This window comes from Cognatundibacterium rivi, from assembly GCF_018139565.1.
GTDB classification, from domain to species: Bacteria; Pseudomonadota; Gammaproteobacteria; order Burkholderiales; family Burkholderiaceae_D; genus Undibacterium; species Undibacterium rivi.
Map to the genome: position 1 here is coordinate 72,324 of NZ_JAGSPK010000005.1, position 13,005 is coordinate 85,328.

Below are 13,005 nucleotides of genomic sequence, written 5' to 3' on the forward strand. Positions count from 1 at the left end.
TATTGCGACACCTAACCCGAACTAAGCACTAGAAATTCAATCCATAAAAAAACGACCATCGAGATGGTCGTTTTTATTTGCTTAGCGCGTGAACGGATCAATTGCCCGCAACCGTCATGCTCTCTATCAGTATCGAGCCAGTCTGCTTGGTACCGCGCACCAGCGTATCCGCACCAACCGCCACGATTTGCATGAACATGTCGCGCATATTGCCTGCAATCGTGATTTCTTCGACCGGATATTGAATCACGCCGTTTTCCACCCAGTAGCCGGAAGCGCCGCGCGAATAGTCGCCAGTAACGTAATTCACGCCCTGCCCCATCAACTCGGTCACCAGCAAGCCAGTGCCCATTTTTTTGAGCATGGCAGCAAATTGATCACTCTTTTTTGTATTCGAAGACAGCAGACTCAGATTATGCGAACCGCCCGCGTTGCCGGTTGTTTGCATCCCCAGCTTACGCGCCGAATAGGTGGATAAAAAATAGCCCTGCAAGACACCATTGCTGACCACGTCGCGGCGCTGAGTGCGGACACCTTCATCATCGAATGGCGATGAACCAACTGCGCCTGGCACATGCGGATCTTCAAGCACCTGAATATGTTCTGGAAAAATCTGCGTCCCCAGCGAATCGAGTAAAAACGAAGATTTACGATACAAGGCGCCACCCGAAACTGCCTGCACAAACGAACCGAGCAAGCCTGCCGCCAATGGTGCTTCAAACAGAACCGGGCATTTACGGGTCGTCAGTTTGCGAGCATTCAGGCGCGCCAGCGCACGTTCAGCAGCATAGCGGCCGATCGCTTCGGGCTGCGCCAGTTTTTTCGGATTGCGTTGCGATGAATACCAGTCGTCACGCTGCATCTTGGCGCCCTTACCTGCGATCGGTGCTACTGCAATCGTATGACGCGAAAGCGGGTAACCACCGATAAAGCCGCGTGAATTTGCAGAAACGAAATGCGATTGCTGCACATGGACGCTGGCACCTTCACTATTCGTAATACGCTTATCGACCGCAAATGCTGCCGCTTCGGTGCGCTTGGCGATATCGATCGCCTCTTCCGCGCTGATTTGCCACGGATAGCACAGCTTCAGATCGCGCGGTGCCATTTCAAACAATTCCGCATCGGCCAGGCCCGCGCAATCATCTTCCGCCGTAAACCGGGCGATGTTGTACGCTGCATCAACCGTATCTTTCAGCGCCTGACGGGAAAAATCAGAGGTGCTGGCATTACCGCGTTTTTGTCCGATATAAACAGTAATACCAATACCTTTATCGCGGTTCTGCTCTATTGTTTCCACCTTACCTTTGCGCACGCTGATCGATAAACCTTCGCCTTCACTGATTTCGACAGCGGCATCGGAAGCGCCTTTTTCCTTAGCAAAAAGCAACATATCCTGTGCAATTTGTTTCAACTGATCCTGGGTATGGGTAAAAACTGGCTTGCTCATAGATGAGGTTTCTTTGGAGACTGAACTAAAACGGGTATCATAGCAGCCGTTTCATTAAGTTTATAGTAAAGGCGCAGAATTATGCCAAATCCAAACCGGGGCTCATGTGGCTACCAATCCAGCGAATTTGAAGAGGAATATGACCGTCCTTCAAAATCTCAGCTCAAACGCGAAATGACCGCGTTGCAAAAACTGGGACAAGAACTGGTCGAACAGGCGCGTGACCGCGTCAAACGCGTTCCTATGCCTGAAGATGTGCGTGATGCGATTCTCGCATGTCAGCAAATCACGAACCATGAAGGCCGTCGTCGTCAGATGCAATTTGTCGGCAAAAAAATGCGTACGCTGGATGAGGCAGAAGTTGCTCTGATCCAGAAAACCATCGACAGCTGGAAAGGCTCGTCGAAAGCAGAAACAGCCGCGATGCATGCGATGGAGCGCCGTCGTGACAAACTGCTGACAGACGACAACGCGCTGACAGAATTATTGTCCGAACATCCGCATCTCGACGTACAACAATTGCGCACACTGATCCGCAACGCGCGTAAGGAACAGGCAGAAAACAAACCGCCGAAAGCCTACCGCGAGATTTTCCAGATTCTGAAGCAATTGCAGAAAGCGCCTGCGGGCGATGACGCATTGGATGATGCAGACGCTGAAGATCAAGAGGATGAGGATCATGAGCAATACTGATGCCGCCGACCGCGCATTGCGCATAGGCCTGGTCTCAATCTCTGACCGCGCATCTGCCGGCGTCTATCAGGATCAGGGTTTGCCCGCTTTACAGGAATGGTTCAGTAACGCCTTGGCGAGTAACTGGGTCATGGAAACCCGCCTGATTCCCGATGAACGTCAGGCAATTGAACAGGCTCTGGCTGAGCTGGTCGATGTGGCGCGCTGCGATCTGGTCATCACCACTGGTGGCACCGGCCCTGCTCGGCGCGATGTGACACCGGAAGCCACGCTGGCGGTCGCCACCAAAGAAATGCCGGGGTTCGGCGAGCAAATGCGTCAGATCAGTCTGCAATTTGTACCAACCGCGATCTTGTCGCGGCAGGTGGCGGTGATACGCGAAACTGCTGATCATGCCGCACTGATTCTGAATTTGCCAGGGCAACCGAAGTCGATTAAAGAAACGCTGGAAGGCTTGAAAGATGCGGATGGCAAGCAAATTGTCTCTGGCATTTTTGCAGCAATTCCTTATTGCATCGACCTCATCGGCGGGCCTTACATAGAAACGCACGAATCGGTCTGCAAAGTTTTCCGCCCTAAATCGGCGTTACGACAAAAATCCTGATTGCCTCCGTTAAATCGGGTTATCCGCAATGTACGCAAACAAATGAACAAAGCAGATGTTCCGCCATCAGCAAGACGATTATGGATCACTGCTTTGCTCGGCACCTGTGCGCTGGGTTTGTTTGCTAAGGTCTTTACTGCAAAAGTAAATGCAGAAACTATGGCGGAAACACTCGCGACCAACACGACAGGCCAACAACAAAAATCAGGCAAACTCAGCACATCCCCTTCAACCCAAAAAAATTCCACTTCAGCTATGAGTAATTACCTCGAGACAGTAGAAATTGAAAGCGCCACCAATCCCAGCGTCGCTATTATCTGGATGCATGGTCTGGGCGCAGATGCCAATGATTTCGTCCCTATCGTTCAGGAGCTTGATCTGAGTGGCATGCCCGGCATACGCTTTGTATTCCCGAATGCGCCAACGATGCCAGTGACGATCAACGGCGGCTATGTAATGCGCGCCTGGTATGACATTCTGGGTACAGACATTGCGCGCCGCGAAGATGAAAAAGGCTTGCGTGCATCGCAGGCAGAAATTGAAAAACTGATTGCACGTGAAGTGGCTCGCGGCATTCCTGTCAATAAAATTTTCCTCGCCGGCTTTTCACAAGGTTGCGCCATGACCTTGCAAACCGGTTTGCGCTATCCACAAAAACTGGCGGGCTTGCTGTGTTTATCCGGCTATGTACCCTTGCGTGATGTGGTCGCTGCTGAGCGCAGTGCAGCGAATCAGCACACACCGGTATTTCTGGTACATGGTCGCGCCGATCCTGTGATTCACATTCAACGCGCAGAGCAATCACGTGACTTGCTGAAAGAGCTGGGCTATCAGATCGAATGGCATGAGTACATGATGCCGCATTCAGTTTGTGCCGAAGAAATCCGCGACATCGGGCTGTGGCTGAAAAAGGTACTAACTACGTCAGCCTGAGCAAACTGAGCGCTGCAAGCGTCTCAGCAGCATAAATATACTCCCCCCAGTATTTTAAAACGTCCTTATTTTCTGCTGAGAATAAGGCGTTTTTTGCATATACTCCCCGTTTTTCTGCATTTTTTATAGAATCGGGGCGCAGAATGGAGCACAGTCTGAATGCCGCCGCAGCGGTGATACGCGCAGGGGACCGATGGCGGCATCACCATGCTCAGCATTTGCGATGTATAGTACTCGCGCATCCTGAACAGGAAAAAAGTATGATGACCTGCAATGCAGCTGCTCTCCTTTTTTTCATATCGATATGCTTAAAAAATGTAAGGAAGCGTGCTTGATAAAGATCAATCACGCGGCCTCACCTGACTCGTAGTATCCATACACCCAACTTCTGAAAGACCATCATGGCACTTTATCTGAACAACGCAGACTCCATCGGACGCACACCATTGATTCGCCTCAACCGCATCACCGCCGGTGCGGGCGCAACGGTACTGGTCAAAGTCGAAGGCCGCAATCCCGCCTACTCCGTCAAATGCCGTATTGGTGCAGCGATGATTGCAGATGCCGAAGAACGCGGACTGCTGGGCGCTGGCAAAGAACTGATAGAACCTACCAGCGGCAACACTGGTATCGCGCTCGCGTTTGTCGCCGCAGCTAAAGGCATACCACTGACATTGACAATGCCGGAAACCATGAGCATAGAACGCAGAAAATTACTCGCTGCCTTCGGTGCCAAACTGGTACTGACCGAAGGTGCCAAAGGCATGAATGGGGCGATTGCAAAAGCCGAAGAAATCCGTGCCAGCGACCCGGACCGCTATGTCTTGCTGCAACAGTTTAAAAACCCGGCGAATCCGGCAGTACATGAACGCACAACCGGCCCGGAAATCTGGGAAGACACCAAGGGCAACATCGATATTTTTGTCGCTGGCGTTGGCACCGGCGGCACCATTACCGGCGTCTCACGCTATCTGAAAAAGACACAGGGCAAAGCGCTGCATACCGTGGCGGTCGAACCGACGACCAGCCCGATACTGACGCAACAACGCGCTGGCCAGCCTTTGCAGCCTGGGCCACATAAAATTCAGGGTATCGGTGCTGGTTTTGTGCCGGACGTGCTGGATTTATCGCTGATCGATCAGGTCGAACAAGTCAGCAACGAAGATGCCGTGTTGTTTGCGCAGCGGCTCGCCAAAGAAGAAGGCATACTCGCCGGCATTTCGTGTGGTGCAGCGGTCGCCGCAGCGACCCGACTCGCATTTTTACCTGAAAATGCAGGCAAAACCATCCTCGCTATTTTACCGGATTCCGGCGAGCGTTATTTAAGCTCAGTGTTATTTGAAGGGTACTTTGACGCGACAGGCGTCGCTGTATAAACAAAGTCGTCATGTCTATGTAAAACGGCTTGCGGAAAAACAGCGTTATCTCTGCTGTTATCTGCAAGCCGTTTTTTTATGCAAACAATCTGAACAGATCAGCCAAAATCCTTCAGCAGTTCCAGATCGATCTGTATCGAGGCGTCGCCTGCCGACATCCAGATTTGCCCGTCCTGTATCGTGCATTGCAATTGCATAGACCGTTGTGCGAGTTTTTCCAGTGCCTGACTCTGTGTCGATGGCACATTCATCACCTTCAGATTTTTTGCGCGATCAAGGCGACTGTTCATCTGCTTCCACCAGATATCGCTGGCACTGGCAAAGCTGTAGACAATCACTTTTTCTGAGCGGCCGCAGGCTTTCAGCAAGCGGCGATCATCGGGTTGACCAACTTCTACCCACAGTTGTATCGCATCGGTATAGTCTTTTTCCCACAGATCAGGCTCTTCCGTATCGGAAATGCCTTTGCCGAATTCCAGTCGCTCAGCAGCGTGAATCGCAAATGCCAGCACGCGTATCATCATGCGTTCATCGGTTTCCGACGGATGACGGGCAATCGTCAGACTATGATCGGCGTAATAGCCGCGATCCATATCAGAAATATTCAGATCGGCTTTGTAAATAATCGATTTCAACGCCATTATTTGAACACCACTGTCTTGTGACCATTCAGCAGAATACGGTGTTCAACAAACCATTTCACCGCCCGCGCCAGCACCACGCACTCAACATCGCGCCCGATGGCGGTCAGTGTTTCTGGTTCCATTGCATGATCAACGCGCTCAACATCTTGCTCAATGATCGGGCCTTCATCCAGATCACCGGTCACAAAATGCGCGGTCGCACCGATCAGTTTCACGCCACGTTCATGCGCCTGATAATAAGGTTTCGCACCTTTAAAACTAGGCAGGAAAGAGTGATGGATATTGATTGCTTTGCCTTTGAGTGCATCACACATCTGCGGCGACAATATCTGCATGTAGCGCGCCAGCACTACCAGATCAGCCTGATTGGCCGCGACGATTTCCAGTACTTTTTCTTCCTGCGCACGCTTGGCCTCAGCCGAAGCACCTGCCGCTAACGGTAAGTGGTGGAATGGAATATTGTAGCTGGCAGCAAGCTGATAAAAATCGGTGTGATTAGAAACAATGGCCTTGATTTCTACCGGCAATAAACCGCTCTTGTACCGGAACAGCAAATCATTCAGGCAATGACCGATTTTAGAAACCATCAGTATCACGGCTGGCTTGTGATGCGCATCATTGAGCTTCCAGCTCATTTGCATGCCACGAGCGAGTTCCGCAAATTCTTCGCGTAATGCTGCTTCTTTGACGCCAGCATCTTCAACAGCGAAATGCACACGCATAAAAAACGTGGCAGATTGTTCATCACCAAACTGCGCAGAATCGATGATATTGCAGCCATGATTGGCTAAAAATCCTGAAACGCTGTGTACGATACCGCGTTGATCAGGACAAGAAAGAGTAAGAATATATTCTGGTCGTATGGTCATCATGTTATTTTTTCGCCCGAATACACATGACATTCGGGGGTAAGGCAAATTTAATTTGGAATAATCCGCAATTTTAAAGCAAAACAAAGCTAAAAACCGTAACCGCCTATTGTCGCACGTTCATTGCAGACGCGTCGCGCGTCGGGGCCAGATTAGCGAGAATCAGCTCTGAATTTCACGGCGATTTAAAAAGCGGCAACAAAAAGCACGTACGTTCTATTTCGTGTATATTAAGGCTGGCGCAAAAACTGCGATGCCAACGTCCGTAAGGACATCACCAAAAACACAGGAGACACTATGAGCAGCTTCAGCAATCAGCAATACCGCCTCGCCGCCCGCCCGGTTGGCACACCAAAACACAGCGACTGGAAATTCACCACCGAACAAGTCAGAGAGATTAACGATGGTGAAATCATCGTTCAAACGATCTACATTTCGCTTGACCCGGCGATGCGTGGCTGGATGAATGAAGGCAAATCCTATATCCGCCCGGTAGCGATTGATGAAGTGATGCGCGCCGGCGGTGTTGGCAAAGTGGTGGCATCGAAATCGCCTTTATTTGCGGTCGGCGATTATGTTTCCGGCGGCACTGGCGTACAGCAATACTGGGTCGGTGCGGCGAATGATAAAACAGCGGCCTTCTACAAAATTAATCCGGCACTCGCACCTTTACCAAAATTCCTGAATGCGCTCGGCATGCCTGGTATGACCGCTTACTTTGGTTTGCTGGATGTCGGCCAGCCGAAAACGGGTGAAACCGTCGTCGTTTCCGGCGCAGCGGGTGCAGTAGGTCAGACTGTCGGTCAGGTTGCAAAACAAAAAGGCTGCCGCGTCGTCGGTATCGCCGGTGGCAAAGATAAATGTGATTTCGTAGTGAATGAACTCGGTTTTGATGCCTGTATCGATTACAAAACCGGCTCGGTACGTGACGGCCTGAAGGAACATTGCCCGAACGGCGTAGACGTGTATTTTGATAATGTCGGCGGCGATATTCTCGATACCGTGCTGACCCGCATCAACATGAAGGCACGCATCATCATCTGCGGAGCAATCTCCCAATACAACAACACAACACCGGTAAAAGGCCCTGCCAACTATTTATCGCTGCTGGTCAATCGTGCGCGCATGGAAGGTATCGTCGTTTTTGATTATGCCGCACGTTATGGCGAAGCGGTCGCAGAAATGAGTAAATGGATGGCAGAAGGTAAATTCCACACCCGCGAAGATATAGTCAAAGGCATAGAAACCTTCCCGGACACGCTGATGATGCTGTTCGATGGCAAAAATTTTGGCAAGCTGATTTTGCAAGTGTCAGACGAATAATGTCGTTGGTCTGACGGTTTTATCTGATCAAAAAAAGCGGCCTGAAAAAAAATTCAGGCCGCTTTTTTATTTTTGTACCGATGATGAAATGCCGAGATCGGCAACCGACAATGAACATAGGCAGGCGATACTGACTATCTCCTTTTCAGTACCGCGTAATTTACTTTGCTGCCTGCCAAGGTCTGATCCACGCCACCCCTTCTGAGGTTCCTGCCCGTGGCCGGTATTCGCAACCGATCCAGCCTGCATAGCCCAAATCATCGAGCAACTGAAACAGATACGGGTAATTTAGTTCACCATCGGACGGTTCATGGCGATCCGGTACACCGGCGATCTGTATATGGCCTATGCCGGCCTGTGGCCTGTGCATATCCCGCTGCAGCTTGCGCGTGATATCACCCTCCATAATCTGGCAGTGGTATATATCGAACTGTACTTGCAAATGACTGACGCCGATTTCTTCGCAGATTTCCTGCGCCGTATTTTGCTCAGATAAAAAATACCCCGGCATATCTCGGGTATTGATAGGTTCAATTAACACCGTCACATTTTCGCGCGAGGCCAGCAATGCTGCATACGCCAGATTACCCAGATAAACCGCTCGATGGCGCGCGCTATCCTGCTCAGGCTGTATCAGCCCTGCCATCACATGAATATGGCGATTTCCAAGTACACGGGCATACTCAAGCGCTTGATCAAAGCCACGCTTAAATTCGTCTTCCCGACCTGGCAACGACGCCAAGCCACGTTCACCGGCAGCCCAGTTCCCCGGCGGCGCATTGAACAATACTTGTTGCAAATTATCCGCGTCCAGCAATTCACGTAACTGGAGTGCCGGATAATCATATGGAAATAAATATTCCACACCGGTGAAACCATCTTTTGCCGCAGCAGCAAAACGTGCAGGAAAATCGACTTCGGTATACATCATGCTGAGATTGGCAGCAAAACGAGGCATGTATTTCTCCTTAAAAAAACCCGGCATTCAGGCAGGCCTGATATTTGCCGGATTCTGTTGATTTCTATTTTGGTCTGTTTGCGTAGCGTTGCGCCAATACAGCGCAGACCATCAGTTGCAACTGATGGAACAGCATCACGGGTAACAACACCATGCCGACGGAACCGCTGGAAAATAAAACTTTTGCCATCGGCACACCGCTTGCCAGACTCTTTTTAGAGCCACAAAAAACAATGGTGATTTCATCTTCCTTACTAAACCCCAGACGACGGCTGATCAGGGTTGTGAACCCCATCACCAAAGCCAGTATAACCGCACTGATCAGCAGCAGCCCCAGCAACATCAACGTTGGCACCTGATGCCATAATCCTTGCACGACCGCTTCACTGAATGCCACGAAGACCACCAGCAGAATCGAGCTCTGATCGACCATTTTTAATACGCTCGCATGTTTGGTGATCCATGCCTGTAAATACGGACGCATGATCTGTCCAGCGACAAATGGCAACAGGAGTTGATAAACAATCTTCAGCATCGCATCGGCCGACGAATGTCCATCGCTGTTGGCTTTAATCAGCAGGCTGACCAACAAAGGCGTGATGAAGATGCCGAGCAGATTACTCGCAGAAGCACTGCAGACGGCAGCCGGCACATTACCACGCGCAACCGAAGTGAACGCAATCGATGATTGCACAGTCGATGGCAACAGACACAAATACAAAATTCCCAGATACAAATCCGGCGTCAATACCGTCAGCAAAGCTGGCTTGAGCAATATTCCCAGCAAAGGAAATAAGGCAAATGTCACGCCCAGCACCAGCAAATGCAAACGCCAGTGCGTCATTCCCGCTACCACCGCCTCACGCGATAATTTGGCGCCGTGCATAAAGAACAGCAAAGCAATCATCAGTGTCGACAGATGATCAACGCTGACTGCAAGTTCTCCTTTTACCGGAAAAAAACTGGCGATCAGAATCACGCCCAGCAAAAGTAAAGTCATGTTGTCAGGTAAAAAGCGGGGGCGTTTCATAGGCGGAATCAGAAATAAAAACGAGCTTCATTGTACTTGAATCATCTGAAAAAATTCCCATCATCAAAATACAACACAGCTATTCGCAAAACTGCGGCAATCAAACCAACCTCACACACAACGCGGGGAATAAATATTTACGTTTGCGAATCAAAAAAGAGAAATGTAAATCGTATAAAAAATAGTCAAACGGAACAAAGCCAGAAGATTCTCCGGAATTGCACGGTTTTTATCAAATCTGTGATTCATCTGCCTGCTACTTGAATTCATACGGTCAATTTAGCTGTATATTTTTGCCTTTATCACATCATCTGTCACACTGTTCTTCACATTGTTCGTGATGACCATCACCGGCTTGGCCGGTAATACTCAACCCCGGAGACTCTATGCAAAAACATCTGATCGCCAGCTTGCTGGTACTCGCATTTGCCTTTCCTGCCAGCGGCTTTGCAGCGCACAGCAACGATAATGAAGCTCAACGCTGGAATCTTACCGATCTGTATGCGAATCGCGCTGCATGGAATGCCGATGCAAAAAATCTGGAAACGCAGTTAGTCCAGCTGCAAAAATGCAGCGGTCATCTGGGCGATAAGGTCAGCAGCTTTAAATCCTGTCTCGATCTGAATGCGGATATCCTGAAACGTTATGCACGTCTGGCAACCTATGCATCCCAATTCCGCGATCAGGATACCGGCGACAACGAAGGGCAAGACATTGCGCAAAATGCAGATATTCTCGGCAGCAAGCTCGAAGAAGCAAATTCTTTCTTTCGTCCTGAGATACTCAAGCTGGGGCAAAAGAAAATCGATGCGTATCTGAATCAGGACAAATCGCTCGCCTCCTACCGCTTTGGCCTGCACGACATCTTGCGCGGCGCACAACACACGCTGGATAAAAAAGGCGAAGAACTAATCGCAACATTTGGCATGGCAATGAATGCCCCTGCTGCTGTGTACTCCACATTGTCGAATGCAGAAATGCCGTGGCCAAAAGTCACACTGTCGGATGGTCAGCAAGTCACCATCGATCAGGCCGCCTACACCAAATACCGCGCGTCACCGAATCGCGCTGACCGCAAGCTGGTGTTTGATGCATTCTGGGGCAAATGGAAAGAATTTGAACGCAGCTACGGCGTCACGTTTTACGAGCAGCTCAAACGCGATGCCGTGTATGCCAAAGTGCGTAACTATCCTGATTCGCTGACTCATGCGCTGGATGGCAACAATATACCGCGCGCGGTATATGACACGCTGGTCGATCAGACCCGCGCCAATCTGCCAACGCTGCACCGTTATTTCAAATTGCGCGCGAAGATGCTGGGCGTACAAGACTTGCGCTATTTCGATATTTACCCGCAGCTGGTTTCCGGCAATTTCACTTACAGCATCGATGATGGTGTGAAACTGATGCTGAGTTCAGTCAAACCACTTGGCGACGACTACGTCAATGCCATCACCAAAGCGAGCACAGCGCGCTGGATGGACGTCTACCCTCGCCCACGCAAGCGTTCAGGTGCCTATATGTCCGGCGTGGCGTATGACGTGCACCCATACATACTGCTGAATTACAACGACGATTACGAGTCAGTCTCCACACTCACGCATGAGTGGGGACATGCGATGCATTCGTATCTGGCGAATAAAAATCAAGCGTTCAGCACCGCTGACTACCCTATTTTTACGGCTGAAATTGCATCGACTACCAACGAAGTGTTATTGCTCGATCACATGCTGAAAATCGCGAAGAGCGACGATGAACGCCTGCTGTATCTGGGTTCCGCACTGGAAAACTTACGTGGCACCTTCTTCCGTCAGGCCATGTTTGCAGACTTTGAACGCGAAGTGCATGCGCGCGTGGACAAAGGTGAATCGCTGACCGGTGAAGGCCTGACTAAAATCTACGGTGATACGCTGAAACGCTATCACGGCGATAAAGAAGGCGTCATGAAAATCGATGATGTCTATGCCACAGAATGGGCTTACATCCCGCATTTCTATAATCGCTTTTATGTCTTCCAGTATGCGACCTCGATTGCTGCCGGTTCTATGTTTGCTGATGAAATTCTGAAATCGCAAGCAGGTGCGCGCGACAATTATCTGAATATCCTGAAAGCTGGCGGTTCTGCTTATCCTTACGATCTGGTAAAAAAAGCCGGGGTCGATCTGGCATCGCCAGCCCCCTATCAGGCCGTGTTTAAACGTATGAACAGCATCATGGATCAGATTGAAGCCATCGTTGCAAAGCGCTGAAACACTGATAACTGATGTACCCAATCAACCTCGCCCCAGTTACTGGGGCGAGGTTTTTTTATATCAACAAGACGATAGAAAAAATTCCTCAGACAAGCGTAAGCAGGAAGTAAAACAAGAGCGGAATGCGGATGCAGGCAACGATCAACCTAAAAATCAGCGGAAGTCAACGAAATCCGTTGATGCGTCTCGTTTTATTTGATCGGCATCAAACAGCAAATATGGCGCACGGAGTACAGTATAAAAAAATTCTGCGGAGACCGTTATGTGCGCCAGAAACTTCCATCCAATATCCGTCGATATCATTCAGCAAGAACATCAGCATTTGTCTGCCGTCATACAGACTATGCTGGATTTTGTGCGCTCGATAGATAAAGGCGAAGCGCCACCGGATCTCAAAGTATTCCGCGCGATTCTTTTTTACATCAGCGAATATCCGGAAAAAGTACATCATCCTAAAGAAGACAAATTTCTGTTTTCCAAGATTAAAGAGCGCACACACCAACTCGACAATGTGCTGGATGCGTTAATCGAACAGCATGGAAAAGGCGAATGTCTGGTGCGCAATCTGCACAATGCGTTGTTGAAATTCGAGTTTTGCGGTGCCCCGGCTTTTCCGCATTTCAGAGATCTTGCGGAACAATATGCCCTTTTCTATTATGCGCACATGCATGCTGAGGAAAATGATGTGTTACCGGTCGCCAAACTGGTATTAAATGTCACCGATTGGCAGGAAGTCGATGAAGCATTTATGGAAAACCGCCATCAGCTTGATGACACAGGCGAACGTTATCGCTACGAACAACTGTTTTCCTACATCATCAGTAACAGCGCTACCGCTGCGGGTGCGCCTGATCCACTGTAAAGCACTGCGAA

12 protein-coding genes are annotated in these 13,005 nt (G+C 49.9%); 7 read left to right on the forward strand and 5 right to left on the reverse strand.

The annotated features are described in order from the left end of the window. Positions 1-97: 97 nt before the first annotated feature. Positions 98-1,450: a metalloprotease PmbA gene (gene pmbA / locus KDM87_RS13750; RefSeq protein WP_212679612.1), complete on the reverse strand. Its 1,353-nt coding sequence runs from the start codon at positions 1,448-1,450 to the stop codon at positions 98-100. 81 nt (positions 1,451-1,531) lie between these two features. On the opposite strand from pmbA, the gene yjgA reads away from it, so the two are divergent. From yjgA to cysK, 4 genes are all read left to right on the forward strand, one after another. Then, complete coding sequence (yjgA, locus tag KDM87_RS13755) at positions 1,532-2,143, forward strand: ribosome biogenesis factor YjgA (protein WP_212679613.1); 612 nt, start codon at positions 1,532-1,534, stop codon at positions 2,141-2,143. Then, complete coding sequence (gene mog / locus KDM87_RS13760; protein ID WP_212679614.1) at positions 2,130-2,747, forward strand: molybdopterin adenylyltransferase; 618 nt, start codon at positions 2,130-2,132, stop codon at positions 2,745-2,747. Before yjgA ends, mog begins: the two co-directional genes overlap by 14 nt. A 255-nt stretch (positions 2,748-3,002) precedes the next feature. Continuing rightward, positions 3,003-3,680: an alpha/beta hydrolase gene (locus KDM87_RS13765; RefSeq protein WP_212679841.1), complete on the forward strand. Its 678-nt coding sequence runs from the start codon at positions 3,003-3,005 to the stop codon at positions 3,678-3,680. A gap of 401 nt (positions 3,681-4,081) precedes the next feature. After that, positions 4,082-5,056: a cysteine synthase A gene (cysK, locus tag KDM87_RS13770; RefSeq protein ID WP_212679615.1), complete on the forward strand. Its 975-nt coding sequence runs from the start codon at positions 4,082-4,084 to the stop codon at positions 5,054-5,056. 98 nt (positions 5,057-5,154) lie between these two features. Here cysK and KDM87_RS13775 read toward each other — a convergent pair whose 3' ends face one another. Next, entirely contained in the window at positions 5,155-5,697 is a 543-nt protein-coding gene (locus KDM87_RS13775) for a YaeQ family protein (protein ID WP_212679616.1), read from the reverse strand. After that, complete coding sequence (gene purU, locus KDM87_RS13780) at positions 5,697-6,572, reverse strand: formyltetrahydrofolate deformylase (RefSeq protein ID WP_408058738.1); 876 nt, start codon at positions 6,570-6,572, stop codon at positions 5,697-5,699. Before purU ends, KDM87_RS13775 begins: the two co-directional genes overlap by 1 nt. 294 nt (positions 6,573-6,866) lie before the next feature. Here purU and KDM87_RS13785 point away from each other — a divergent pair, with 294 nt between their 5' ends. After that, entirely contained in the window at positions 6,867-7,892 is a 1,026-nt protein-coding gene (locus KDM87_RS13785) for an NADP-dependent oxidoreductase (protein WP_212679617.1), read from the forward strand. A gap of 160 nt (positions 7,893-8,052) precedes the next feature. Here the strand turns inward: KDM87_RS13785 and otnI are convergent, their stop codons facing one another. Together otnI and KDM87_RS13795 are read right to left on the reverse strand one after the other, a co-directional pair. Next, a complete protein-coding gene (gene otnI, locus KDM87_RS13790; protein WP_212679618.1) occupies positions 8,053-8,850 on the reverse strand; it encodes a 2-oxo-tetronate isomerase in 798 nt (265 codons plus the stop codon). Positions 8,851-8,914: 64 nt separating this feature from the next. Next, positions 8,915-9,880, reverse strand: coding sequence for a bile acid:sodium symporter family protein (locus tag KDM87_RS13795; RefSeq protein ID WP_212679619.1), 966 nt, complete (start codon positions 9,878-9,880; stop codon positions 8,915-8,917). Positions 9,881-10,266: 386 nt separating this feature from the next. On the opposite strand from KDM87_RS13795, the gene pepF reads away from it, so the two are divergent. Next, complete coding sequence (gene pepF / locus KDM87_RS13800; protein WP_212679620.1) at positions 10,267-12,129, forward strand: oligoendopeptidase F; 1,863 nt, start codon at positions 10,267-10,269, stop codon at positions 12,127-12,129. 265 nt (positions 12,130-12,394) lie between these two features. Continuing rightward, the gene (locus tag KDM87_RS13805; RefSeq protein WP_212679621.1) at positions 12,395-12,994 is read left to right on the forward strand and encodes a hemerythrin domain-containing protein; all 600 of its coding nucleotides are present in this window, start codon (positions 12,395-12,397) and stop codon (positions 12,992-12,994) included. Positions 12,995-13,005: the final 11 nt, after the last annotated feature.

Bases quoted from the DNA above. Each gene is read 5' to 3' on its own strand.
- pmbA (WP_212679612.1), bottom strand. From the start codon at position 1,450: ATGAGCAAGCCAGTTTTTACCCATACCCAGGATCAGTTGAAACAAATT.
- yjgA (WP_212679613.1), top strand. From the start codon at position 1,532: ATGCCAAATCCAAACCGGGGCTCATGTGGCTACCAATCCAGCGAATTT.
- mog (WP_212679614.1), top strand. From the start codon at position 2,130: ATGAGCAATACTGATGCCGCCGACCGCGCATTGCGCATAGGCCTGGTC.
- KDM87_RS13765 (WP_212679841.1), top strand. From the start codon at position 3,003: ATGAGTAATTACCTCGAGACAGTAGAAATTGAAAGCGCCACCAATCCC.
- cysK (WP_212679615.1), top strand. From the start codon at position 4,082: ATGGCACTTTATCTGAACAACGCAGACTCCATCGGACGCACACCATTG.
- KDM87_RS13775 (WP_212679616.1), bottom strand. From the start codon at position 5,697: ATGGCGTTGAAATCGATTATTTACAAAGCCGATCTGAATATTTCTGAT.
- purU (WP_408058738.1), bottom strand. From the start codon at position 6,572: ATGATGACCATACGACCAGAATATATTCTTACTCTTTCTTGTCCTGAT.
- KDM87_RS13785 (WP_212679617.1), top strand. From the start codon at position 6,867: ATGAGCAGCTTCAGCAATCAGCAATACCGCCTCGCCGCCCGCCCGGTT.
- otnI (WP_212679618.1), bottom strand. From the start codon at position 8,850: ATGCCTCGTTTTGCTGCCAATCTCAGCATGATGTATACCGAAGTCGAT.
- KDM87_RS13795 (WP_212679619.1), bottom strand. From the start codon at position 9,880: ATGAAACGCCCCCGCTTTTTACCTGACAACATGACTTTACTTTTGCTG.
- pepF (WP_212679620.1), top strand. From the start codon at position 10,267: ATGCAAAAACATCTGATCGCCAGCTTGCTGGTACTCGCATTTGCCTTT.
- KDM87_RS13805 (WP_212679621.1), top strand. From the start codon at position 12,395: ATGTGCGCCAGAAACTTCCATCCAATATCCGTCGATATCATTCAGCAA.